Source organism: Brucella sp. HL-2 (genome assembly GCF_025846885.2).
Lineage (GTDB): Bacteria > Pseudomonadota > Alphaproteobacteria > Rhizobiales > Rhizobiaceae > Brucella > Brucella quorumnocens.
On record NZ_JAOYTK010000003.1, the window covers coordinates 171,278 to 196,527 of the forward strand.

The window sequence follows — 25,250 nt, forward strand, 5'->3', positions numbered from 1 at the left end:
ACAATTCAGGTAAAGAATATCAACAAAAGGGGCGAGTTTAGCATGGGGTTCTACGATACGGTTTTCAGCGCCTTCGTCACCCTTCTCGTCACAATCGATCCACCCGGCCTTGCGCCGCTATTTTTAGCACTCACACCGGGCATGGACCGCAGCCATCGCGGTCAGGTCGCGCTGCGCGCATCCATCATCGGTTTCATTGTCATGGCGCTGTTTGCCATAGCTGGCGTACAGATATTGGGAATGTTCGGCATCAGCATCGGTGCTTTCCGCGTCGCAGGTGGCTTGTTGCTTTTCTGGATCGCTTTCGAAATGATTTTTGAGAAGCGAACCGAGCGCAAGGAAAAGAGCGCCGAGGTAGCCATCACCAAGGATCATATCCGCAATATCGCCGCCTTCCCGCTCGCCATTCCATTGATCGCCGGCCCGGGTGCGATTTCAGCAATCGTACTGACATCGGATTCCTTTGACGGCATCGGCCCACGGGCCGCTCTGCTCGGGGTGATAGCTGTTTGCTTGTTGATTACGTATTTTGTGCTGTTACTCGCAGAACGCGTCGACCGGTTTCTTGGCGAAACCGGTCGTTCTATCCTGACCCGTCTGCTGGGTGTCATACTCGCAGCGCTTGCAGTTCAATTCGTCGCAGACGGCGTGAAGTCTTTAATCAACGGTTAGCGCATCGGCGCAAAAATCGGAATCAATTTTTGTAAAGCACGATGCGTAGAATCAAAGAGTTAGAGCATGCTTTGCACGTCCGAAAGGACGCACGGTGCTCTAAACAGATTTCATTGCTTTCTTGCCAATCATCGCGTGGCGAAGCTTGGACGAGAACCAGTCGATAACGGCGACCGCCACGAGGATCATCAGGATCAGGAATGAAACGTCCTGAAGATTGAGAACCTTGATCTGTTCTGCAAGGTGGGCACCAATACCACCTGCCCCGACAATACCGATGATCGTCGCGGAACGAGTGTTGGATTCAAAGAAATAAAGCACCTGACTGCCCATGAGCGGCAAAACCTGCGGCAATATACCGAAGCGATAGCCGTGCAGTCTGTTGCCCCCGGAAGATACAACGCCTTCCACTGGCTTCTTGTCCGCGCCTTCAATGGCTTCGGAAAACAGCTTCCCGAATGCACCGAAATCCGAGCAGGCAATTGCAAGAATGCCAGCGAACGGTCCAAGGCCTACCACAGATACCCATATCAATGCCCAGATCAGTGTATCGACGCCGCGAATGGTATCGAGAAAGCGACGAATGCCGAAGTGGAGAAAGATATTCGGAATAATGTTCTTCGCAGCCAGAAAACCGAATGGGAACGCAAGAAGCGCGGCCAGCAATGTGCCAAGATACGCGATCGCCAGCGTTTCCATCATGGACCACAGATAAAGGCTGAAACGGCCACCGGATGACGGCGGCATCATCATCAGCGCAAAATCTCCAAGACGCCCCAGCCCATTGAGAATGCGCAGCAGCGAGAAATCGAGCCAATAGAAGGCAAACCAGACCGAAGCGATCACAGATACGGTTAAAATCGCCAGATTGCGCCATGCGCGCGCATTCCCGAACAATTCGGCATGTTCGGCCCTGAGTTCTTTTTCATGCGCGTGCGCTTCGCGGGAGAGACTTTGTGCTACATCAGTCATGGTAATCTCCCATTTAGCCTATACGGCCAAGAAGCGCGTGGCGAACCCGCTGCGTAATGAGATCGATGACGACGATGGTCACGATAATCAAAAGCAGGATGGCGCTAACGTCGCTGTAGTAAAACTGGCGGATCGATGTGAGCAGTTCCTGCCCGATGCCACCGGCCCCGACAAAGCCCATGACAGAAGCGCCGCGAACATTGATCTCGAAACGCAGCAATCCGTAGGATGCAAAATTCGCTGCCACCTGTGGCAGCACAGCAAAACGAATAACCTGCAGTCCTGACCCTCCGGCAGCCCGGATACCCTCAACAGGCCGCATGTCTATATTCTCAACAACTTCCGAAAACAGCTTGCCTAATGCGCCGGTGGTGTGAAGCATAAGCGCGAGTACACCAGCCATCGGTCCAAGACCAAAGGCGATGACAAACAAAAGCGCAAATACAATTTCAGGAACGGTGCGCAGCAACTCAAGCCCACGACGAACTATAAAGCGAACAGTGGAATTTGGCGCCATATTGGATGAGGCTGCAAAGGATGCCGCAAAGGCAATCACAGCGCCGATCAATGTTGCCAGATAAGCAATCAGCAGTGTCTCAAACAACATTTTGAGCCAGCCACCGATATTCCAGTACCAGGCAGCAAGATCGCCCCAGAAATTGGCAATCGTCAGTTCTGGCAGAATGCGGCCAAGATAGCTTGTAAAGCGAAAGAGGTTCTCGACCAGTGTGCCCGGCCGAACATCGGCAACAACGGAGGCAGCTATGGCGATAACGACAAGCGCAAGGAGGAGCGCGATACCGTAGAGACGCCGTTTGCCGACTTCTCTGCGATAATCGGCAAGCAAGCCTTTAGCTCCGTTGCCGTCGAGTGAGGATACCGTCATGCGAGATTCCTTTAATCAAGCATGATCATATCCGAAAACCGGTTCCCACCTTTCGGGATCATGCTCTAAAAAATGCCCGGAACGGGATACGTTCCGGGCATTTCAATTGTTCTACGGATTAGGACTTGCGAGCCTTGTCGTTGAACTTGAGCATCTCGATGATTGGCTCATATTCCTTGGCTTCAGTCGCTACAAATTCCTGATCCTTGCCATCGGAAAGGGCGTCAAAGCCAGCCTTGTCCTTCTTTGGCATATCGAGGAAAGCCTGCTTGATGTCGGTCTTGAGCTGGTCTGGCAGAGTGCTGAGGACAGCAAATGGGCCTTCTGGAAGGAAGTCCGACTTGAAGATGACGCGGAAATCATCCTTCGTCATTGCTTTGCCGTTTGCATCCTTGAGAACGCCGCGGCTGATCATGCGGGTAAGGTTGGAATCGTCTTCCGAATTCCAGGAGTTTGCAGCAGCGTCTGCGGTGCCCTGTGCGAGAGCAAGAACTGCATTTTCATGGCTGCCGGCAAAGAAGTTCTTACCAAAGAACGTATCGACGCTATAGCCGTCACGGTTCAAGAAGAAGCGTGGCGCGTTGTTGCCCGATGTCGAGTTTGGATCAACCAGAGCAATCGCTTTGCCCTTGAGGTCGTCCATCTTCTGGTACGGGCTGTCGGCCCGAACATAAACAACCGAGTAATAGCCGTTTACGCCAGTGTCGTGACGCTGGTTGACGAGCGGAGTGGTTTCAACGCCGGTCATGACTGCACGAGCATATGAAGCCGGGCCATAAAAAGCGATCTGGATATTGCCAGCGCGCTGGCCTTCGATAACAGCTGCATAGTCGTTAGCAACGCGCAGGGTCACCTTGGTGCCGAGTTCCTTACCGAGATAAGCAGCCAGAGGCGCATAACGGTCGGAAGTGGTCGAAGCGTTTTCAGCTGGGATAACGCCCAGAACGATTTCTGGATAATCCTTGCTCCAGTCAGCTGCCTGAGCAGTGGAAGCCATCATTGGCAAGGTCAGCGTAGCGGTAAGCGCAGCAGCCGCCAGAAAGTTTCTACGGTTAAGCATAAGTCTCTCCTGTTAATCCCTGATTTTGGAGCGTAAATTTTCCGGAGCTATGTTGGCTCAGGCGGAAAGTTGGCGCAGAACGGCTTCTGCCGGCTGCGGAACTGGCATCGACATTGGCTCGGTCGCATCATCCTGATCGATGACGTCATCGGCTTCCATGCCGTAAAGGTCGCGTGATGCCATATCGGTCAGCATTGACGGCGTTCCTCGGAACACGATCTTGCCAGCAGACATGCCGACGAGGCGGTCGCAATAATTGCGCGCAATATCGAGTGAGTGCAGATTGCAGAGAACCGTAATTCCATATTCGCGATTGATACGACGCAATGCATCCATGACGCTGCGCGTATTACGCGGGTCGAGCGAAGCGATTGGTTCATCTGCTAGGATAATACGTGGTTGCTGAACAAGAGCGCGGGCAATCGCCACACGCTGTTGCTGGCCACCGGAAAGCTCATCGGCGCGATGCGCTGCCAGATGGGCGATATCAAACTGCTGCAAAGCGGAAAGGGCAATCAGACGCTCTTCATCGCTCCAGATACGCAAGAGCGACTTAGGGGTGGAAACATAGTTCAAACGGCCCATGAGCACGTTGGTCAGAACATCAAGTCGATCAACCAGATTGAAATGCTGGAAGATCATCGCACATTGCGCACGCCAGGCGCGCAGCCCAGAACCTTTAAGCCCTGTAACGTCGCGGCCGTCCCAGTGAATTGTTCCCTCTGAAGGCTCAACGAGGCGATTGATCATACGCAGCAGCGTCGACTTGCCCGCGCCCGAACGCCCGATAATTCCAACAAACGAGCCCGGCTCGATCTCGAGGTCAACACCCGAAACCGCCACCTTATCATTATAACGGCGCGTTACGTTTTTTAGTTGAAGCATGAATTCGTCTCCATTCATGCTCACTATTGATCCGTTCAATGACACTGCAATGAACGGACCATGACGTTTGTGTAAACTTACATTCCGCTTTAAGTTTTTAATTTAGGCAATTGTTTTAATGCTAATTTTATCCAGATGGTGCAGGAAGGCATCTGTGGAAGCAGCGACTTCACCCGAATTGTCTATTATGACAACATCGTCAGCACCGTCATCAAAGCTCACTTCGCGCGCAAGTCGCAGAGCGATTTCTTCTCTACTTTCACGACCGCGCGATGCGAGCCGTTCGGCGAGCACCTCCGGGCGTGCCGAAATGATGACAACTGAACGCTCGGAATAAAGCCTGCGGATATCACCGAGCACCCGACGCGAGACATTGGCAATCACAACAGTTCCGTCGGCGATTTCATCATCAAGCGATTTCGGCAATCCATAGCTCAGGCCATGCGCCTGCCAGTGCAGCGCGAAAGCACCCTCGCCTGCGGCTTTTGTAAATGCTGTTTCATCCAGACTGTCGTGATCTTCCGTGCCCGGCATTTGCGGGCGCGTAATAATGCGACGGACAAAATGAAAACGCGTGTCGCTCGCGAGAGCCACACGCGCCGCATCCATAATCGTGTCTTTGCCGGCCCCACTGGGACCGACAACGGCGACGAAACATCCAATTGGCTTATTGTCTGCAGGCATCACAACACACGCTCACCTTCGCGCCAGACTGTGCGTACAACTGGAATAGCACCTTTGGTGCGAGTGCGAACCAGATCCGCACGCTTACCGATAGCGATTTCGCCGCGATCATCCATTGCCATGGCATCAGCCGGATTCTTGGTCACGAGACGAATTGCATCGGGCAAAGCAATCGGGCGTTCACCGGAAGCAAGGCCGAATGCCGACTGGATAAGGCTGAACGGAATATAGTCCGAAGACAGAATATCGAGGCTGCCATTATCAACGAGATCGCGAGCAGCAATATTACCAGAATGAGAACCGCCGCGAACGATGTTTGGCGCGCCCATCAGGATCGACAATCCTGCACCTTTGGAAGCATGAGCTGCTTCCATCGTGGTTGGAAATTCAGCGATCCGCACACCATGATCAAGCGATTCATCGACGTGATTGCTCGTCGCATCGTCATGACTCGCCAAAACGATCCCGCGATGCGCCGATAAATCAGCAATCGCGCGGCGATGTTTTGCAGAATAGGCGTCTGAATCTGCCATGCGCTTCTCGCAATGCACCCGGAACTCCTCATCCGTGAGCTTCATCTTGCGCATGTAATAGGTGCGATAGGTCTCAAGATCAACGAATTGCCGTTGTCCAGGCGCATGATCCATAAGCGAAGCGAGCTTGACCCGGTCGTCATTTTCAAAAAGTGCAAAGCTTTCGAGGCAATCCGCCGATGAAACTTCACAACGTAGATGCAGGAAGTGATCAGCGCGCAGCCTGTTCTCGCGCACGCCGCTTTCAATAGCATCTGCAAGCATACGCATATCCTTGCCAGCAAAATCGCGGTCATAGTCTGAGCCGACACGCATGGCATCGAACACAGTTGTAATACCGGAAGCTGCGACCTGCGCGTCATGCGCCTGAACTGCAGCGTCGACATTCCAACGGACTTTAGGGCGTGGTGCGTAATGGCTTTCGAGCTGGTCGGTGTGCAACTCGATCAGACCGGGAATGACATAATCGCCATCCATGTCATCGCCACCATTGGTGTTGCCCTGATCAATCGCTGCAATTTTGCCATCGCGGATCAGAATCGATCCAGAGACAATCTCGTCAGCAAGCACGATGCGAGCATTTTTAAGAACGATTTCGTTAGCCATTGGATAGCTCTTTCATAACCGCATTTGTATTGGCGGACGTTTCGTATTTCGAGAGGAAAGCTTCGATATCGAGCGTGCGGAAATCATCGAGTCCATCACGCAGACGCTCGTGATCCCAATCCCACCAAGCCAGTCGATCCAAACGATTGCCGGTAGCGGCATCGAACCGTTCGCGGATAAGACGTGCAGGGACGCCGCCGACGATCGTATAAGGAGCCACGTTCCTGCTGACGACTGCTCCGGCTCCAATAACCGCGCCATTGCCAACCGTCACTCCCGGCAGAATGGTCGAACCGTGGCCAAGCCATGTGTCGTGACCAATCTTCACGGAATTGCCGCGTCGCCACTCGAAAAACTCGGTTTCATCCTTTTCACCCGGCCAGTAATCACCTGCACGATAGGTGAAATGATGCAGTGTCGGACGCCATGTCGGATGATTGGTCGCATTGATGCGCACATGGCTGGCAATATTGGAAAACTTGCCAATCTCTGCACACCAGATTTCGCAGTCGATACCGAGATAGGAATAGTCATCAAGCACAGTTTCCGAAACCCGGCTACGCGCGCCGACTTCCGTGTAACGGCCAAACTTGCTGCCGTTAACTTCGGCAGTATCGTGAACCAAAGGTTCTACCGAGAGCTTAGTCATGCCGCGGCCCTCGGAGAGAAAGCGGTAACATCGATAATCCGATCGGCAACCTGTTCACGCACATCTTCGTCATGGAAGATGCCGAGCATTGCGACGCCCTGAGCTTTCTTGGCCTTAATAAGATCAACAACGACTGCGCGGTTCTTGGCATCAAGTGAAGCCGTTGGCTCGTCAAGCAGCAACACCGGATGATCCGTGATGAAACCGCGCGCAATATTCACGCGCTGCTGTTCGCCACCTGAGAACGTGGCAGGAGGCAGCGCCCAAAGCCGTTCTGGCAGGTTGAGCTGCGCAAGCAATTCGCTTGCACGATTGCGAGCAGCATCGCGATCAACACCACGCGCCACCAATGGCTCCGCAACGACGTCGATTGCCGCCACGCGAGGCAACGTGCGCAAGAACTGGCTGACATATCCAATCGTATCACGCCGAACGGCCAGCACTTCGCGCGGATCGGCAGTCGCCAGATCCACCATGCGATCTTCGTGACGAATAAGGATCGAGCCAGCATTCACTGCGTAATTGCCATAGACCATCTTGAGGATGGAGCTTTTACCCGCACCGGATGGTCCGCCAAGCACAGCGCATTCGCCTGCTTCCAGATTGAAGTCCACGTTACTTACGACTGGCAACTGAATGCCGCCCTGCAAATGCATCGTGAACGTCTTCGCCAGACCCGACACGGCTAGCGGAGAGGATGTTCTAACTTGTGTCATTTCTCACCTCACGCATGAAGTTTCGCTAATTTACGAACAACACGCTGCAAACATCTGTTTTAATTTACTAAACCTGCAAAATAGACGACACGAGCAGCTGCGTGTAAGGCGCTTGCGGGTCATCCAGAACGCGGTCGGTCAGGCCCTGTTCGACAATATGGCCGTCTTTCATGACCATGATGCGATGGGACAGAAGACGCGCCACTGCGAGATCGTGGGTCACGATGACAACCGAAAGGCCGAGATCGCTCACCAAACCGCGCAGCAGGTCGAGAAGACGTGCCTGCACGGACACGTCTAGACCGCCGGTCGGTTCATCCATGAAAACAAGGCGCGGGGCTGTGACGAGATTGCGCGCAATCTGCAGACGCTGACGCATACCGCCGGAGAAAGCGCGGGGCTGGTCGTCGATGCGGTCAGCAGCGATTTCGACACGTCCGAGCCATTCAGTTGCCGTGTTGCGAATATTGCCATAGTGGCGTTCGCCAACAGCCATCAGCCGTTCACCGACATTGGCACCCGCCGAAACGGTCATACGCAGACCATCGGAAGGGTTCTGATGCACGAAGCCCCAGTCGGTACGCATCAGGAAGCGGCGTTCAGCCTCCCCGATCTTGTAAAGATCGCGGAACTCGCCATCGCGCATCCGATATTCCACGCTGCCCGATGTCGGTTCCAGACGGGTCGCCAGACAGTTGAGCAAAGTCGTCTTGCCCGAACCGGATTCACCGACAATGGCCAATACTTCGCCCGGCCACAGCGAGAAATCGATATCTGCGCAACCACGGCGGCTGCCATAAAACTTCGAGAGATTGCTGACTTTCAGCAGAGGTTCGACGCTCATTCCGCGGCCTCCTTATTCGCTGCCAGATGACCAAAGTGGCCATTCGCCTGACGATCTTCACAATAATCGGTGTCGGAGCAGACAAACATCGAGCCGCCACGGTCATCGAGCACGACTTCGTCGAGATAAACGCCGCGTGCGCCACACAATGCGCAAGGCTCTTTGAATTTCTGCACTTCGAATGGATGATCCTCGAAATCGAGGCTCACGACATCCGTATAAGGAGGCACGGCATAGATGCGCTTTTCACGACCGGCACCAAAAAGCTGCAGAGCTGGCGACATATGCATCTTCGGATTGTCGAACTTCGGTGTTGGCGACGGTGCCATGACATAGCGCCCTTCGATCATCACCGGATAATCATAGGTCTTGGCGATATGGCCGTGGCGCGCGATATCCTCGTAAAGCTTCACATGCATGAGGCCGTATTCGGCAAGCGCGTGCATCTTGCGCGTTTCAGTTTCACGCGGCTCCAGAAAACGCAGCGGCTCAGGAATTGGAACCTGATATACAATCACCTGTCCCTCACTCATCGGATATTCCGGAATGCGGTGACGCGTCTGGATGATCGTCGCCTCACCCGTATGAGTGGTCACGGCAACATCCGCAGTCTTCTGGAAGAATGCACGGATGGAGACGGCATTGGTCGTATCATCAGCACCCTGATCGATCACCTTCAGCACATCATTCTGACCGAGGATTGCGGCAGTTACCTGCACACCGCCTGTGCCCCAACCATAAGGCATCGGCATTTCGCGGCTTGCGAACGGCACCTGATAGCCCGGAATAGCGATGGCTTTCAGGATAGCACGGCGGATCATCCGCTTCGTCTGCTCGTCCAGATAGGCGAAATTGTAATTGGCTAGATCGCTCATTCTGCTGCTTCCTTGCCTGCGGCAATATTGGCTGCTGCTTCGGTTGCCAAAACTTCAGTCTCATTGTTCGCTTGTTCGTATTCCGCACGCATACGGCGGATGAGATCGAGCTCGGCCTGAAAATCCACGTAATGTGGCAATTTCAGATGCTCGACAAAGCCGGTCGATTGCACATTGTCAGAATGGGAAATGACGAATTCTTCGTCCTGCGCGGGGGCTGTCACATCTGCATCGAATTCGCGAACGCGAAGCGCACGGTCACAAAGCGACATCGACATGGCTTTGCGTTCACTCTGCCCGAACACCAGACCATAGCCGCGCGTGAACTGTGGTGCCTGCTTGGACGAGCCTTTGAACTGGCTCACCATCTGGCATTCGGTCAGCTGAACACGGCCAAGCGAAACGGAAAAGCCGAGCTCGGGCACATCGAACTCAACCTCCACCTCACCAATGCGGATCTCACCGACAAATGGATGCGTGTTGCCATAACCGCGTTGCGTGGAATACCCCAGCGCCAGCAGGAAGCCTTCATCACCACGCGCCAAAGCCTGCAAGCGCAGATCGCGCGGCATCGGAAACGTCCACGGTTCGCGGGTAAGATCGCCCGGCTCATGCCCATCCGGCATTGCACCATCTTCTTCGATCATCCCGTTGACACCGAGAATATCGGTCACGCGTGGCGTTTCTTCAGGCTCAGTCGCACGCACTTCCGGCTCAGGAACGCTGACATCACCCGCCAGTTCCGGATCAAGCAGACGATGCGTATAATCGAATGTCGGTCCCAATAGCTGGCCGCCGGGCAGATCCTTATAGGTGGCCGAAATTCGGCGTTCGATCAACATATTCGCCGTTTCCAGCGGAAGCGAATAACCAAAACGCGGCAATGTCGTGCGGTAGGCACGCACCAGAAAGATCGCTTCAATCAGGTCGCCACGCGACTGGCGCACGGCAAGTGCCGCAAGTTCGCGATCATAAAGCGAGCCTTCGGCCATCACACGATCAACGGCGAGGCCAAGCTGTTCGACAATCTGATCAAGACGCAATGCTGGAACCGAGCGGTCACCACGACGACGATCATCAAGCAGACGGTGGGCATTGCGAATAGCGGTTTCACCGCCCTTTACAGCAACATACATGAGTTAACCCTCCAGAGACTCGACACGGGTTGTACGGGGAAGCGCTGCGGCTTTACCGTCAGCGACGAGCACCAGATCGATACCCAGCGGGAACAACGCGCCATTTTCACGCCATTGCGCAGTAAAATCCTGCGGCAGCCCATCAACGGTCAGCACAGTTTCATCCTTGATGCCCGGGCCTTTGAGGCAGAAACCCTGCCCGCTCGTCAGAGACGAAACTGCTAGAACAACAGTCGTCGAACGATCCGGAAATTCAGGGTCTCCCTGCGCGAAGGAAGAAAGTACCGGTAGCGATTGCGCATCCGTTACAAGTGCGAACTGCGCTTTCGATTGATCCCCAACGATTGGCGCACCAGTATGGAATGTCAGCCATGCCGTTGCGTCCTTGTTGGCTGCAATTTTAGCATCGACCCAGACGCTTGCGTCGTGATCAAGCAATGTTGCAGCAATCACGCCAAGCTCAGGCGTAAGCGGCTGTGGTGGCGTCGCAGCTTGAACCAACGAATAAATGCGGCCGGGATTTGCAATAGCGTGCATCACAGCATGAAACGCCGATTGCGCCTCATTAACCGGATCAGCCAGACCGCCTTCGAAAGCAGAAGAAGAATGGAGCATCAGTTGTCTCCCCGAACCATAGTGAAGAAGTCGACCTTGGTGGCAGCGGCCTCGGCGCGCAGCTTGGTATCCGCCTCATCAATGCGGCTGCGCAACACGCTCAGCACCTTGGCCTCAACAGTGTCGCGCTGGTCTTCATCGAGCCAAAGCGCATCGAACAGAGCGGCGAGTTTCGCCTTTTCCTGATCGCGTCCGAGTGCATAAGAATGCCCGACTAAGCCATCGGACAGACGAACGGTCGCTCTGGTGACGGTCGCTTCACCGACATTAAAAGGCGCACCGCCGCCGCCGATGCGACCGCGCAGCATAACAAGTCCAGTTTCAGGACCACGCAGAACCTCGAATTCTGGCTTACTCGGCCAATTCTGCCAAAATGATTTCAGTTCTTCACCGCTCGCGCGTGCAAGAATTGCCAAGCTGGCCTGACGTGCAATCTGCGTCGCATCCGGCGCCGTTCTGTTTCCAGTCGTGGAGCCCGCTCCACTTTCACCCGTGCTATGCTGCGTCGTCTGCATGAGCTTATCCGCCCTACCCTAATCTCGTTGACTTTATCGCTCTAATTGTCTATTTATCTAGACAACTATACAATAACACCATTCATATACCCTGCCAATGACAGGACGATGACAAAGCATGGCAAAGACGAAACGAATTGAACGAAACAGCGGCGTGGCCATCTGGCGCCAGATCGCGGACGAGATACGCGGCGACATCATGGCCGGGAAACTTGCAACAGGTGCACGGATGCCCGCCGAGATGGAGTTGGCAGATCGATTTGGTGTCAATCGCCATACAGTGCGCAGCGCAATTGCGGCACTGACGCAGGAAGGTGTGCTACGCGCTGAACAAGGCCGCGGTACTTTTGTGGCCAATGCGAAACGGCTTACCTATCAGATTGGCCGCCGCACCCGCATTTCACAAGCGCTGGCACCACAAGTCAGCGAGACCAAAGGCATCCTGCTGAGTTCCCATGTAGAAACAGCGGCTGCCGACATCATTCAAGCGCTTGAAATAGAAACTGGTTCCGAAACACTGAAGCTTGAAACCATGCACAGTGCGGATGGCCATCCGATTTCCATAGCAACCCATTGGGTGGATGCAAATGCCTTTCCGACTTTCACTGAAGATTATACGGCCAGCGGCTCAATCACGTCCGCATTCAAAGCGGCAGGCGTCAGCGATTATTTCAGAAAATCCACCGTGGTATCGGCACGCCATGCCGATCCAGACGACCTCAAACATCTTAAACTATCCCCGGGCGCTATCGTTCTGACGGCACGCGCAATCAATATAGATACTGCGGGAAAGCCAATTCAATATTCACTAACGCGCTTTTCAGCAGATCGGATGGAGTTCGTTATCGAAAGCGATCCGCTGGATTAATAATTTAAAACAAGGGCTTATAAAGATATTGTAATAACTCAATATAACTAAAAAAGCGGGCGCTCATAGCGCCCGCTTTTTTACATCAAAATGGAATTTCGTCGTCCAGATCGCGGGAGAAACCACCGCCACCGCCGCCACCCTGATTGGATGGGCCGGACGAACCGAAGTCACCACCACCGGAATAATCCGACACCTGGTTGCGATTGCCACCGCCGCCGCCACCAAACGAGCGGCCCTGATCGCCACCTTCGCCACGGCTATCGAGCATCTGAAGTTCACCACGGAACTTCTGCAGCACGATTTCGGTGCTGTAACGGTCATTGCCATTCTGATCCTGCCACTTACGTGTCTGGAGCGCACCTTCGATGTAAACCTTGGAACCCTTCTTCAGATACTGTTCAGCAACTTTGGCAAGGTTCTCATTGAAGATGACAACACTGTGCCACTCGGTGCGATCCTTGCGCTCGCCGCTCTGACGGTCGCGCCAGCTTTCCGAGGTTGCGATGCGCAGATTAGCAATCTGATCACCAGAATTGAGGCGACGGATTTCTGGATCAGCACCAAGGTTGCCGACCAGAATGACTTTGTTGACGCTACCAGCCATCGAAAACTTACTCCGGATCTCTCGCATACACACGTTGAGCGGACTTTTGCCCTGCAAAACGGTGCCTGCTACTAAAGAATGGCCAACCACCTGAATGTATTGACCTGAAATTCAGCTACCACCTTACAGCAGCAGCCACTGCTGCGCTCATCTCTGCGCTGCGAATTCAACCAATGTCCACAGAAGTTATGTTCCTGTTTTGTTCAAATTACAAGTACGCAGATAGATTTCCATGCATTTTTCACATGCTTGAGGTCCAAATGGTAAACTCTCAAATGATCTTACAAGGAAAAGCCCTGCCGCTCACTGTTTCTTTGGCGCGCAGGGCTTGGGGTTGAGCAAAGCTCTTATATCGACAGTACTTCGCCGATAAATCTAATCGGAAATCTGAAATATGAGACCAGATCGCCGCGCATTTTTCAAAATTTCTGCAATCACTCACTTCAATCAAAAAAGCGTCATTCCTTGCAAATGAAGCAATTATGACCGCAAGCGATTGTGCTTTCATCGATGTGAAAGCTATGCAACGTAGTCAGGTGGACTCATGCTCCTTTACCTCCCGGTTCGCTTACTCAACTGGCGGGACCTCTTGCCGATATCGTTTCATCCCTTTCCGATATCTCTCCGCAACCAGTGAGCACAGGTAGTCTGCTCCTGTCAGGAGTGACAGTCAACGCTCTTGCGTTCACATTTCGTATCGCCTATCAGAAGGCTGGTTGTTCGATCTTTGTTCTGGTGCTAAATGTGCGAAGAACGATTGAACAGCCCCCTTTCCCTGGAAGGGGTTCATCCCCATATTATGGAGCGGCGCGACGCAGAGTTCGGCGCCCGAACACTCCATGACATGACCAAACAGGCAGGACGCGGAATGAGCGATCAGAAATTCATTTCCATACGTGGTGCGCGTGAACACAATCTGAAAAATGTCGATCTTGATCTGCCACGCGACAAGCTGATCGTGATGACGGGCCTTTCAGGCTCGGGAAAGTCCTCACTCGCTTTCGATACGATCTATGCGGAAGGTCAGCGACGTTATGTCGAAAGCCTTTCGGCCTATGCGCGTCAGTTTCTGGAGATGATGCAGAAACCCGATGTGGACCAGATTGATGGTCTGTCTCCTGCCATTTCTATTGAACAGAAGACCACGAGCCGCAATCCGCGTTCGACAGTCGGCACAGTCACCGAAATTTATGACTATATGCGCCTGCTGTTTGCGCGTGTGGGTATTCCTTATTCGCCTGCAACCGGCTTACCTATTGAAAGCCAGACGGTCAGCCAGATGGTTGACCGCATCCTGATGCTTGAGGAAGGCACCCGTCTTTTCATTCTGGCCCCCATCGTGCGTGGTCGTAAGGGCGAATATAAAAAGGAACTGGCGGAGCTGCAGAAGAAGGGTTTCCAACGCGTCAAGGTGGACGGCACTTTCTACGAAATCGCTGACGTCCCCGCACTCGATAAGAAGTACAAGCATGATATCGATGTGGTCGTAGATCGCGTTGTTGTGCGCTCCGATCTTTCGACCCGCCTCGCCGACAGTCTGGAAACCTCTCTCAAACTGGCAGAAGGTCTGGCTATAGCGGAATTTGCAGACAAGCCCTTGCTGGCCGAAGATACGTCGGCCGGCGGTGGTGCGAATAAATCTGCCAATGAAACGCATGAACGCGTTATGTTTTCGGAAAAGTTTGCCTGCCCGGTTTCAGGTTTTACGATTCCTGAAATCGAGCCGCGTCTTTTCTCTTTCAACAATCCGTTTGGTGCCTGCCCCACCTGTGATGGCCTTGGTACGCAGCAAGCCATCGACCCAAATCTGATCATACCCGATCATTCAGTCTCTCTGAAAGATGGCGCCGTTGCACCATGGGCACGTTCTTCGTCACCTTATTACAACCAGACGCTTGAAGCGCTCGGCAAGGCCTATGGGTTCAAGGTTGGTGCTCGTTGGTCAGACCTCCCAGATGAAGCGCAGAACGCGATACTTCATGGCACGAAGGGACGAGAAATCACCTTCAACTATGATGACGGTTTGCGCTCCTATCAGACGACAAAGGCTTTTGAAGGTGTCATTCCCAATCTGGAACGCCGCTGGAAAGAAACCGATTCGGCCTGGTCGCGTGAGGAAATCGAACGCTTCATGTCCTCGACGCCCTGCCCGGCTTGTAACGGCTACCGTTTGAAGCCTGAAGCTCTCGCCGTAAAGATCGGCATGAAGCACATCGGCGAAATTACCAGCATGTCGATCCGCAATGCAGACGCATGGTTTCGCGATATCGATGGCAGCTTCAACGATAAGCAGCGCGAAATTGCTGCGCGTATCCTCAAGGAGATCCGCGAACGTCTGGAGTTCCTGAACGATGTCGGCCTTGATTATCTGACGCTTGCGCGGAACTCCGGTACACTGTCAGGTGGTGAAAGTCAGCGTATCCGCTTGGCTTCACAAATCGGTTCTGGGCTTACGGGCGTGCTGTATGTTCTGGATGAACCTTCCATTGGCCTGCATCAACGCGATAATGCGCGTCTTCTCGATACGTTGCGTCATCTGCGCGACCTCGGCAATACGGTTATCGTGGTTGAACATGACGAGGATGCCATCCTTACGGCTGACTATGTCGTCGATATCGGACCCGCTGCAGGCATTCACGGTGGCAAGATCATTGCGCAAGGTTCGCCCGATGATGTTATGTCCCACCCCGACTCGCTCACCGGCAAATATTTGTCGGGCGCTCTGGAAGTCGCTGTTCCCGCAGAACGTCGCGAAATTTCGAAGGCCAAGCGCATCAAGATCGTCGGCGCACGCGGCAATAACCTGAAAAATGTCTCCGCAGATATCCCACTGGGAACGTTTACGGCAGTCACGGGTGTTTCAGGCGGCGGCAAGTCCACCTTCCTGATCGAGACCTTGTTCAAGGCCGCATCGCGCCGTATCATGGGTTCTCGTGAACATCCTGCAGAACATGATCGTATTGAGGGACTGGAGTTCCTCGACAAGGTCATCGATATCGACCAGTCGCCGATTGGCCGCACACCGCGCTCCAATCCTGCCACCTATACAGGTGCATTCACACCGATGCGTGATTGGTTTGCAGGCTTGCCTGAAGCAAAAGCGCGCGGATATCAGCCGGGTCGTTTCTCGTTCAACGTCAAGGGCGGACGCTGCGAAGCCTGTCAGGGCGATGGCGTCATCAAGATCGAAATGCACTTCCTGCCCGACGTCTACGTCACTTGTGACGTCTGCCACGGCAAACGCTACAATCGTGAAACGCTTGAAGTACACTTCAAAGGCAAATCAATTGCCGACGTGCTCGATATGACGGTTGAAGAAGGTGCTGAGTTCTTCTCGGCTGTTCCTGCGGTTCGCGACAAGCTCGAAACACTCGTCAAGGTCGGCCTCGGCTATATCAAGGTTGGTCAGCAGGCGACGACACTTTCCGGTGGTGAAGCGCAGCGTGTGAAGCTTGCCAAGGAACTGTCACGCCGCGCTACCGGACGCACCCTCTACATTCTTGATGAGCCAACCACCGGCCTGCACTTCCATGATGTCGCGAAGCTTCTCGAAGTACTGCATGAGCTGGTCGAACAGGGCAACACAGTCGTCGTCATCGAGCACAATCTCGAAGTCATCAAGACTGCTGACTGGGTGATCGATCTCGGTCCAGAAGGTGGTGATGGTGGCGGTGAGATCGTAGCCGTGGGGCGTCCAGAAGACGTCGCAAAGGAGAAACGCTCCTATACAGGGCAGTTCCTCAAAGAGCTGCTTGAACGCCGCCCTAGGCGCAAGGCTGAAGCTGCTGAATGAGTATAGAAAAGCCGGGTTTCACCCCCGGCTTTTTCATTACTCGATAAGCGCGACAATCGGGCCATATCCACCATGCCATGAGATGTCGTTTCGCCCCATGGTCGGATTATAAATTCCAGCGCCGCCACCGCCGTCAAGAAACAAGGCGTTGGGACATTTAAGCCCATTACGGAACAGCATGGCGAAATCGTAGAAATTCACAGCATCTTCGCTGATGGCAAAGCGGATGGAATCATCGTTGCAGACACCAACGCCACTTCTACGGGTCCGGTCGGTCGATCCTTTAATCAGAATCGGATTGAGCTTGTTCTGAATGACCAGCATAGGCCCGGACTGCGTGGCAAAATGCGCCTGCGGTTTGCGCTTCAAAAACCTGTCGGTTGAAACAATACCGGCGCCGTCATCTCCGAAATAGAAAATGCCATTGGGTTTCTTGTAAAAGTTTGGAACCGGGCCAGAGGAACGCGTGGGCGCATTGGTGTCGGCCACAACCAACTCTTGCCCATTCTCGACGTATAGTCCCATAGGCGTAAAATCGACCTGATACATTCCTGCATTCAAGGCAAATGATAACGTCTTGCCGTCTTGCGTTACAGCGTCTGCCACTTTCGAGAAATTGCGATATGGCTCGCCGTCAGAGTCCTTCCAGAAGAGACGCAGATTTTCTTTGGCCTTCACTGTGCAGATTATGAATTTTGTGTCCTGAAAGACCTGCTCATCGCAGGTTTCCGCCAGCGCCGATTGCATACCCAAAAGCAAGCCTGCAAAGCCAATAGCCGGGAGTGCCATACTCATTTTACGAAAGCGCATCGCGAAACCTCCCCCAATCAAAACCATAGACCGTTGAAATGAAAAAAGCCCGGGTAAACCGGGCCTTCTCGCAAAACTGTTCGCGATCATATCGCGTCAGTTCATAAGATTAGCCGTTAACGGCGTCCTTCAGGCCCTTGCCAGCCGAGAACTTCGGCACGTTACGGGCAGGAATAGCAACTTCCTTGCCGGTCGAAGGATTGCGGCCAGTGGAAGCTGCACGATGCGAAACGGAGAAAACGCCGAAGCCTGGCAGGCGAACTTCTTCACCAGCCTTGAGTGCACCGGTGACAGCTGCGAGTACAGCGTCAACAGCAGTTCCTGCGTCGGCCTTTGTCAAACCGCCCTTTTCCGCTACAGCGGCGACCAATTCGTTCTTGTTCATAGGCATTTCCTTTCTTTATCTACCGGAACGAATAACGCGACCGGATTGCGTGCAGTTTATTCAAATCGGTTGACAAACCAAGCCTGTCAACATGAAAAAAGCCCAGAAACCCGGGGTTAAACACAGAAATGCCGGGCATTTAGCCCGGCATTGTTATCTTATTAGCCACTAGCAATGATCAATGAGCTGTCGAAACACCTGCTTCATCGTCCGCTGGGGCCGCCGCAACAGGAGTCGCTGGCTCTGTCCATTCGATTGGTTCCGGCTTGCGAAGCAGTGCATGCTCAAGAACTTCACCGACGCGCGACACAGGAACAATCTCAAGATTATTCTTCACATTGTCCGGAATATCCGCCAAATCCTTGGCGTTTTCTTCAGGGATCAGAACTTTCTTGATGCCACCGCGCAATGCGGCAAGCAGCTTTTCCTTGAGACCACCGATTGGCAGCACACGGCCACGAAGGGTCACTTCACCCGTCATTGCAATGTCTTTGCGAACCGGAATACCGGTCAGAACTGAGACAATTGCTGTAACCATGGCAATACCAGCCGACGGGCCATCCTTTGGCGTCGCGCCTTCCGGCACGTGCACGTGGATGTCACGCTTGTCGAACAGCGGAGGCTCGATGCCGAAATCAACCGCACGCGAACGGACATAAGATGCCGCCGCAGAAATCGATTCCTTCATCACGTCGCGGAGGTTACCAGTGACGGTCATACGACCCTTACCGGGCATCATGACGCCTTCAATGGTTAACAGCTCGCCGCCAACTTCAGTCCAGGCGAGACCTGTGACAACACCGACCTGATCTTCGCCATCGATCTGACCGTAACGGAAGCGCTCGACACCGAGATAATCGGAGAGGTTCTTGTCGGTGATCTTCACCGACTTCTTCTTCGACTTCAGAATCTCGGTCACGGCCTTACGCGCCAGAGTCATCATCTCACGTTCAAGGCTACGCACACCGGCTTCACGTGTGTAAAGACGGATAACATTGCGCAGCGCATCGTCCGTGACCGAAAACTCCTTCGGCTGCAAAGCATGATCCTTGATCGCCTTTGGCAGCAGGTGCCGCTTGGCAATCTCAAGCTTTTCATCCTCGGTGTAACCGGCAATACGAATGACTTCCATACGATCCAAGAGTGGACCAGGAATATTCAGCGTATTGGCCGTTGTCACGAACATGACGTTCGACAGATCGTACTCAACCTCAAGATAATGATCCATGAAGGTCGAGTTCTGTTCTGGGTCCAGTACCTCGAGCATTGCCGATGACGGATCGCCACGGAAGTCCTGGCCCATCTTGTCGATTTCATCGAGCAGGAAGAGCGGGTTGGACTTCTTCGCCTTCTTCATCGACTGGATGACCTTACCGGGCATCGAACCGATATAAGTGCGTCGGTGACCACGAATTTCGGCTTCGTCGCGCACACCGCCAAGCGACATACGGACGTATTCACGGCCGGTAGCTTTGGCAATCGAGCGAGCAAGCGAGGTCTTACCAACGCCGGGAGGTCCAACGAGGCAAAGGATCGGACCCTTGATCTTGGTCGAACGAGCTTGCACTGCGAGATACTCGACAATGCGCTCCTTGACCTTCTCAAGACCAAAGTGATCGTCACCCAGCACTTCTTCGGCGAAGTTCAGGTCCTGCTTGATCTTCGACTTCTTGCCCCAAGGAATAGACAGAAGCCAGTCGAGATAGTTGCGCACGACTGTAGCTTCTGCAGACATCGGGCTCATGCTGCGTAGCTTCTTCAGCTCAGCCTGCGCCTTTTCGCGAGCTTCCTTGGAAAGCTTGGTCTTGTTGATGCGTTCTTCGAGCTCAGCCGCTTCATCGCGACCGTCCTCGCCATCACCAAGCTCCTTCTGGATCGCCTTCATCTGCTCGTTGAGGTAATATTCGCGCTGCGTCTTTTCCATCTGGCGCTTGACGCGGCCACGGATGCGCTTCTCAACCTGAAGAACCGAAATCTCGGCTTCCATAAACGAAAGCGCCTTCTCCAGGCGCTCACGCACCGAAAGAATCGACAGCATTTCCTGCTTTTCAGGAATCTTGATCGCGAGATGCGAAGCAACCGTATCGGCAAGTTTGGAATAATCGTCGATCTGGCTGGCAGCGCCAACCACTTCAGGCGAAATCTTCTTGTTCAGCTTGACGTAGTTTTCAAAGTCCGAGACCACCGAACGAGACAAGGCCTCAACTTCGACGGCATCTTCTTCGGGCTCTGGGAGAGCCGCGGCATAGGCCTCGTGATAATCTTCACGATCGGTAAATTTGGAAACCTTGGCGCGAGCAGTGCCTTCGACGAGAACCTTGACGGTACCGTCTGGCAACTTGAGAAGCTGCAGCACATTGGCAATCGTGCCGATCTCATAGATTGCATCCGGTGCCGGATCGTCGTCGGCTGCATTCTTCTGCGTTGCGAGCAGAATCTGCTTGTCCACGCCCATCACTTCTTCAAGGGCACGGATCGATTTTTCACGTCCGACAAACAGCGGAACGATCATATGGGGGAAGACTACGATATCGCGCAACGGCAGCACGGCATACAGCCCGTCTTCGCCATTCGCTGGGGTCTTCTGTTCAATACCCGTCATTATTCAGTCCTTTCTCAGGTCATTCGACCCGATTGCCACAAGCTGTGGCCCCTTTCATTACGAGGCAGTCCACAACCAGTGCGTCGGTCCATAATTGGAGTGTCGAACTCCTAAATTCAAGCTGCTTACAGGGCAGCATTCATAGAATCGTCATCTATCCTGCGCCGTCACAGAAATTTGTACAATAACAAGCTCCCGTTGTATCCAGCATCAGCCAAGACATAGACAAGAAAAAGGCCGCTTGCGCGGCCTTTTTCGAAAAATCAAGCAATCGTCAGGCAGACGCATTGCCCTTCTCTTCCTGACGCTCTGCGTAGATGTAGAGCGGACGCGCACTACCATCCACCACATCACCGGAAATGACGACTTCCTGCACACCTTCCAGCGTTGGCAACTCGAACATGGTGTCGAGTAAGATCTTTTCCATGATGGAGCGCAGACCACGTGCACCCGTCTTGCGTTCCACAGCCTTGTTGGCGATGGCTCGCAGTGCGTCTTCGTGGAAGCTCAGTTCGACATTTTCCATGTCAAACAAGCGCTGATACTGCTTCACAAGCGCGTTCTTTGGCTCAGTCAGAATTTGTACCAGTGCGTCAACATCGAGATCTTCGAGTGTGGCAATCACTGGCAGACGACCAACGAATTCCGGAATAAGACCGAATTTCAGAAGATCTTCTGGTTCCAATTCCCTGAACACATCGCCGATACGACGGTCTTCGGCTGACTTAACATTTGCACTGAAGCCAATCGACGTCTTTTCACCGCGAGCCGAGATGATCTTGTCGAGACCAGCAAAAGCACCGCCGCAGATGAACAGGATGTTCGTCGTATCCACCTGCAGGAACTCCTGCTGTGGATGCTTGCGACCACCCTGAGGAGGCACGGAAGCGACAGTGCCTTCCATGATCTTCAGAAGCGCCTGCTGAACACCTTCGCCCGACACGTCACGCGTGATCGAAGGGTTGTCCGACTTGCGGCTGATTTTGTCGACTTCGTCGATATAAACGATGCCGCGCTGCGCGCGTTCAACGTTGTAATCGGCCGACTGAAGAAGCTTCAGAATGATGTTTTCGACGTCTTCACCAACATAGCCGGCTTCGGTCAATGTCGTTGCATCGGCCATAGTGAACGGCACATCAATGATACGAGCGAGCGTCTGAGCGAGATAGGTCTTGCCGCAACCTGTCGGACCGACCAACAGAATGTTGGACTTCGCAAGTTCGATATCGCTGCTCTTCGACTGATGCGCGAGACGCTTATAGTGATTGTGCACGGCAACCGAGAGAACGCGCTTCGCATCCTTCTGGCCAATGACATAATCGTCAAGAACGTCCATAATTTCCTGCGGCGTAGGCACACCTTCGCGTGACTTCACCATCGAGGTTTTGTTTTCCTCGCGGATGATATCCATGCAAAGTTCGACGCACTCGTCGCAGATAAATACGGTCGGACCTGCAATCAGCTTACGCACTTCATGCTGGCTTTTGCCACAGAACGAGCAATAAAGCGTATTCTTTGAATCGCCGCCGCTGTTGCTGACTTTGCTCATTGCAGTTTCCTTTCAATAAACCGAAATGAACGACAACCTCATCGCGTGTTCATTTCGATCGTTTTTTCCGGTTCGGATCCATTTGGGAAGCAAAACACACTTCCTTGGCGGTCCATCAGCAGCTTCAACGCGCTGCTTCTAGTCTCGGGATTCCAGTCACCGCAGGCTTCCCGACCGAAGAAGCCTTAAGTGATGACTTTTGCAGAACCTAAAGCGGGGAACAATTGAAAAATCAGGTTCCCCGACGAGATTCCGCATAATCTGAACAATTTTAGCGCCCTGAACCCCAACAGATGCTTAACGCGACACGTTAACTTTCACGTACGACCAAGAAATAAGCCGCTTTTGTGGCAGAGGACGCTAAAATTACAGTAAGCCGGGTAAACCGGCTCCTGTTCACTTCGATTCTTCAGCACCAGTTTCGCGTGATTCGATCACTTTATCGATCAAACCGAACTCCAGCGCTTCCTGCGCAGTCATGAAGTGATCACGATCAAGTGTACGCTCAATCGTCTCGTAATCACGACCGGTGTGCTTGACGTAAATCTCGTTGAGGCGGCGCTTCATCTTGATGATGTCCTGCGCATGTCGCTCGATATCCGACGCCTGCCCCTGGAAACCACCAGACGGCTGATGCACCATGATACGAGCATTTGGCAGCGCAAAACGCTGACCGGTTGCACCGGCGGTCAGCAGCAGCGAGCCCATCGACGCAGCCTGGCCCATGCAAAGCGTGGAAACGGGCGGCTTGATGAATTGCATCGTGTCATAGATCGCCATACCGGAGGTCACAACGCCGCCGGGCGAGTTGATATACATGTTGATCTCTTTCTTCGGATTTTCCGATTCAAGAAAGAGAAGCTGCGCGCAAATCAGCATCGACATGCCGTCTTCGACAGGACCGTTGACGAAGATGATGCGCTCTTTCAGCAAGCGCGAGAAGATATCATAGGCCCGCTCACCACGGTTGGTCTGCTCAACCACCATCGGCACGAGGTTCATGACGGTTTCAATGGGATCTCTCATTATGGGCCTCTGGATATTTATGGCGAATAGGACGAATTTGAATCGTATGGATTACCCATACATAGGGCTTTGCAGCCCTGTTCCGCAAGATGCCGATCAATCCCAGTCGGAATCATCAATGACAGGCTTAATGCCACGTTTCTCATCGAGCATTTTACGTGATGTCTCAGTCAGACGTGCGCGGATACGGACCGACCCATCCTCGAGATCTTCGCGTTTTACATCGCTGCCGTGCTGGTAAATCCAGTCAAGGATATGCATCTCAAACGGAGACAACACGACATCGACCGAACCCAGCGCCCCTGCAATGCGGGTCTCGATAAGCGAAAGCAACCTGTCAATACCCTCACCCGTCCAGGCTGAAAGCGGAATCGGACGCCCCTCATCGCTGCCAGCCGCCGCAAGGCGAGATGCTGCCTCGCGCCCTGATTCATCCAGATTATCGATCTTGTTCCATATCTGGATCACGCGTTTGTGGTCATGAGGCTCGACACCAAGACCGGCGAGAATACTCTCGACGTCCTCTGCTTGTGCAGCATTATCCGGATCGGAAATATCGCGCACATGCAAGATCAGGTCAGCCTCGACGACTTCTTCAAGCGTCGCACGAAACGCCGCGACCAGATGGTGCGGAAGGTTCGAGATGAAACCCACGGTATCGGACAGGATAACCGTTTCGCCGTGCGGAAGGCGGATACGACGAAGCGTCGGGTCCAGCGTCGCAAACAGCATATCCTCGGCGAGAACGTCGGCACCAGTCATGCGGTTGAACAATGTCGACTTACCCGCGTTCGTATAACCAACGAGCGCCACGACCGGATGCGGCACCTTACGGCGCTTCTGGCGATGGAGTGTACGCGTGCGAACAACGGTTTCAAGCTCACGTTTTATGCGCAGAATCTTGTCCTGCAACATGCGCCTATCGGCTTCGATCTGCGTTTCACCCGGACCGCCCAGGAACCCGCCGCCACCGCGCTGACGCTCAAGGTGGGTCCAGCTTCTGACAAGACGGCCTTTCTGATAATTCAGATGCGCAAGTTCGACCTGCAGCGCACCTTCCTTGGTGCGTGCTCTCTCACCGAAAATTTCGAGAATGAGACCCGTACGATCGATGACCTTGACGTTCCACTCTTTCTCCAGATTGCGTTGCTGAACCGGCGTCAGCGAATGATCGACGATAACAAGCCCGATTGACTTGTCTTCGAGAATTTCAGCAATCGCCTCTACCTTACCTGTTCCCAGCAAGGTTGCGGGACGCGGTGTGTTCACCACTACATTTTCGGCGTGAGCAATTTCAAGATTGATCGCACGTGCAAGACCAACGGCTTCCTCCAGCCGCGCTTCATTAGAACGCTGAAACTGGGGCCTTTCGCCTTCTTCACTTGCAGTGCTTGTATTGTGCCGTTCTGGCAATATAGGAACGATAACCGCTGCTCTGGTAGGTTCTGGTTCAGACAGACCAAATCCCTTTTTTTCATCTGCAGGCGATACGTTCTTATCTTTGAATTTCGACAAATAAATTTACTCCGGGATACGGAAACGAACTACCTACGCAGATAGGTCTCCGCACAAGCGGTTTCAAATAGAAGACGCCCCGGCTAATCAAATCACAATCCGAAAGCCATTTCTGGCCGGATTAGAATCGAAAAAACTGGAGCGGAGTGACAGCTTTGCGAAATCACCACGCTCCAGCGAAAAACTGGCCAGATAAACTGGTAAGCGTCAGACTTCCTCGCCCTCGAACATCTGCACAGGCTGGCTTGGCATGATGGTCGAAATTGCATGCTTATAAACAAGCTGCGAATGGCCATCGCGACGCAGCAATACGCAGAAATTGTCAAAAGACGTCACGATACCCGTGAGTTTCACACCATTGATAAGAAAGATGGTCAGTGAAATTTTCTGCTTGCGTACAGAGTTGAGAAAAAGGTCTTGAAGATTTTGCGATCGTTCAGCCATTGT

At 53.4% G+C, this 25,250-nt stretch carries 24 protein-coding genes; 3 read left to right on the forward strand and 21 right to left on the reverse strand.

All coding sequences use genetic code 11. The features are described from left to right. Positions 1 to 42: 42 nt before the first annotated feature. Positions 43 to 672, forward strand: coding sequence for a MarC family protein (locus tag OIV19_RS06635; RefSeq protein WP_095446700.1), 630 nt, complete (start codon positions 43 to 45; stop codon positions 670 to 672). A 99-nt stretch (positions 673 to 771) separates the two neighbouring features. Here OIV19_RS06635 and phnE (OIV19_RS06640) read toward each other — a convergent pair whose 3' ends face one another. The 13 genes from phnE (OIV19_RS06640) to phnG form a co-directional block, all read right to left on the reverse strand. Continuing rightward, entirely contained in the window at positions 772 to 1,644 is an 873-nt protein-coding gene (gene phnE / locus OIV19_RS06640; protein WP_191793031.1) for a phosphonate ABC transporter, permease protein PhnE, read from the reverse strand. A gap of 13 nt (positions 1,645 to 1,657) precedes the next feature. After that, positions 1,658 to 2,530, reverse strand: coding sequence for a phosphonate ABC transporter, permease protein PhnE (gene phnE / locus OIV19_RS06645; protein WP_151093710.1), 873 nt, complete (start codon positions 2,528 to 2,530; stop codon positions 1,658 to 1,660). Between the two features lie 118 nt (positions 2,531 to 2,648). Then, the gene (phnD, locus tag OIV19_RS06650) at positions 2,649 to 3,590 is read right to left on the reverse strand and encodes a phosphonate ABC transporter substrate-binding protein (RefSeq protein ID WP_191793030.1); all 942 of its coding nucleotides are present in this window, start codon (positions 3,588 to 3,590) and stop codon (positions 2,649 to 2,651) included. Positions 3,591 to 3,647: 57 nt separating this feature from the next. Then, entirely contained in the window at positions 3,648 to 4,475 is an 828-nt protein-coding gene (gene phnC, locus OIV19_RS06655; RefSeq protein ID WP_095446704.1) for a phosphonate ABC transporter ATP-binding protein, read from the reverse strand. Between the two features lie 102 nt (positions 4,476 to 4,577). Continuing rightward, the gene (gene phnN, locus OIV19_RS06660; RefSeq protein WP_095446705.1) at positions 4,578 to 5,159 is read right to left on the reverse strand and encodes a phosphonate metabolism protein/1,5-bisphosphokinase (PRPP-forming) PhnN; all 582 of its coding nucleotides are present in this window, start codon (positions 5,157 to 5,159) and stop codon (positions 4,578 to 4,580) included. Then, entirely contained in the window at positions 5,159 to 6,298 is a 1,140-nt protein-coding gene (locus tag OIV19_RS06665) for an alpha-D-ribose 1-methylphosphonate 5-triphosphate diphosphatase (RefSeq protein ID WP_095446706.1), read from the reverse strand. The genes phnN and OIV19_RS06665 overlap by 1 nt, the downstream gene beginning before the upstream one ends. Further along, the gene (locus OIV19_RS06670; RefSeq protein ID WP_095446707.1) at positions 6,291 to 6,947 is read right to left on the reverse strand and encodes a DapH/DapD/GlmU-related protein; all 657 of its coding nucleotides are present in this window, start codon (positions 6,945 to 6,947) and stop codon (positions 6,291 to 6,293) included. Before OIV19_RS06670 ends, OIV19_RS06665 begins: the two co-directional genes overlap by 8 nt. Then, complete coding sequence (gene phnL / locus OIV19_RS06675) at positions 6,944 to 7,663, reverse strand: phosphonate C-P lyase system protein PhnL (protein ID WP_095446708.1); 720 nt, start codon at positions 7,661 to 7,663, stop codon at positions 6,944 to 6,946. The genes OIV19_RS06670 and phnL overlap by 4 nt, the downstream gene beginning before the upstream one ends. A 67-nt stretch (positions 7,664 to 7,730) precedes the next feature. Further along, entirely contained in the window at positions 7,731 to 8,507 is a 777-nt protein-coding gene (phnK, locus tag OIV19_RS06680) for a phosphonate C-P lyase system protein PhnK (RefSeq protein WP_007875095.1), read from the reverse strand. Beyond that, positions 8,504 to 9,382: an alpha-D-ribose 1-methylphosphonate 5-phosphate C-P-lyase PhnJ gene (locus tag OIV19_RS06685; protein ID WP_095446709.1), complete on the reverse strand. Its 879-nt coding sequence runs from the start codon at positions 9,380 to 9,382 to the stop codon at positions 8,504 to 8,506. The genes phnK and OIV19_RS06685 overlap by 4 nt, the downstream gene beginning before the upstream one ends. Continuing rightward, the gene (locus OIV19_RS06690) at positions 9,379 to 10,518 is read right to left on the reverse strand and encodes a carbon-phosphorus lyase complex subunit (protein ID WP_095446710.1); all 1,140 of its coding nucleotides are present in this window, start codon (positions 10,516 to 10,518) and stop codon (positions 9,379 to 9,381) included. The genes OIV19_RS06685 and OIV19_RS06690 overlap by 4 nt, the downstream gene beginning before the upstream one ends. A 3-nt stretch (positions 10,519 to 10,521) precedes the next feature. Continuing rightward, complete coding sequence (gene phnH / locus OIV19_RS06695) at positions 10,522 to 11,133, reverse strand: phosphonate C-P lyase system protein PhnH (RefSeq protein ID WP_095446711.1); 612 nt, start codon at positions 11,131 to 11,133, stop codon at positions 10,522 to 10,524. Next, on the reverse strand, positions 11,133 to 11,648 hold the full coding sequence (phnG, locus tag OIV19_RS06700) for a phosphonate C-P lyase system protein PhnG (RefSeq protein WP_095446712.1): 516 nt from the start codon (positions 11,646 to 11,648) through the stop codon (positions 11,133 to 11,135). Before phnG ends, phnH begins: the two co-directional genes overlap by 1 nt. Before the next feature lie 118 nt (positions 11,649 to 11,766). On the opposite strand from phnG, the gene phnF reads away from it, so the two are divergent. Next, positions 11,767 to 12,516 (forward strand): phosphonate metabolism transcriptional regulator PhnF, encoded by a 750-nt coding sequence (phnF, locus tag OIV19_RS06705; RefSeq protein ID WP_095446713.1) that lies wholly within the window; start codon positions 11,767 to 11,769, stop codon positions 12,514 to 12,516. A gap of 85 nt (positions 12,517 to 12,601) precedes the next feature. Here the strand turns inward: phnF and ssb are convergent, their stop codons facing one another. Next, entirely contained in the window at positions 12,602 to 13,123 is a 522-nt protein-coding gene (gene ssb, locus OIV19_RS06710; RefSeq protein ID WP_095446714.1) for a single-stranded DNA-binding protein, read from the reverse strand. 868 nt (positions 13,124 to 13,991) lie between these two features. Between ssb and uvrA the strand changes: the two genes are divergently transcribed. Next, positions 13,992 to 16,916, forward strand: a complete 2,925-nt coding sequence (gene uvrA / locus OIV19_RS06715; protein ID WP_095447908.1) for an excinuclease ABC subunit UvrA — start codon at positions 13,992 to 13,994, stop codon at positions 16,914 to 16,916. A 36-nt stretch (positions 16,917 to 16,952) separates the two neighbouring features. Here the strand turns inward: uvrA and OIV19_RS06720 are convergent, their stop codons facing one another. From OIV19_RS06720 to hfq, 7 genes are all read right to left on the reverse strand, one after another. Then, positions 16,953 to 17,726 (reverse strand): phosphodiester glycosidase family protein, encoded by a 774-nt coding sequence (locus OIV19_RS06720; protein ID WP_095446716.1) that lies wholly within the window; start codon positions 17,724 to 17,726, stop codon positions 16,953 to 16,955. Positions 17,727 to 17,835: 109 nt separating this feature from the next. Beyond that, on the reverse strand, positions 17,836 to 18,111 hold the full coding sequence (locus OIV19_RS06725) for an HU family DNA-binding protein (protein WP_006470422.1): 276 nt from the start codon (positions 18,109 to 18,111) through the stop codon (positions 17,836 to 17,838). A gap of 178 nt (positions 18,112 to 18,289) precedes the next feature. Beyond that, positions 18,290 to 20,713: an endopeptidase La gene (gene lon, locus OIV19_RS06730; RefSeq protein ID WP_095446717.1), complete on the reverse strand. Its 2,424-nt coding sequence runs from the start codon at positions 20,711 to 20,713 to the stop codon at positions 18,290 to 18,292. Positions 20,714 to 20,987: 274 nt separating this feature from the next. Then, on the reverse strand, positions 20,988 to 22,262 hold the full coding sequence (gene clpX, locus OIV19_RS06735) for an ATP-dependent Clp protease ATP-binding subunit ClpX (RefSeq protein WP_094577336.1): 1,275 nt from the start codon (positions 22,260 to 22,262) through the stop codon (positions 20,988 to 20,990). A gap of 396 nt (positions 22,263 to 22,658) precedes the next feature. Then, a complete protein-coding gene (clpP, locus tag OIV19_RS06740) occupies positions 22,659 to 23,288 on the reverse strand; it encodes an ATP-dependent Clp endopeptidase proteolytic subunit ClpP (protein ID WP_024897130.1) in 630 nt (209 codons plus the stop codon). A 96-nt stretch (positions 23,289 to 23,384) separates the two neighbouring features. Continuing rightward, on the reverse strand, positions 23,385 to 24,803 hold the full coding sequence (gene hflX, locus OIV19_RS06745; protein ID WP_264231051.1) for a GTPase HflX: 1,419 nt from the start codon (positions 24,801 to 24,803) through the stop codon (positions 23,385 to 23,387). A 207-nt stretch (positions 24,804 to 25,010) separates the two neighbouring features. Beyond that, positions 25,011 to 25,247 carry an RNA chaperone Hfq gene (gene hfq, locus OIV19_RS06750; RefSeq protein WP_007875113.1) on the reverse strand — a complete coding sequence of 79 codons (237 nt, stop codon included), beginning with the start codon at positions 25,245 to 25,247 and terminating at the stop codon, positions 25,011 to 25,013. Positions 25,248 to 25,250 lie beyond the last annotated feature (3 nt).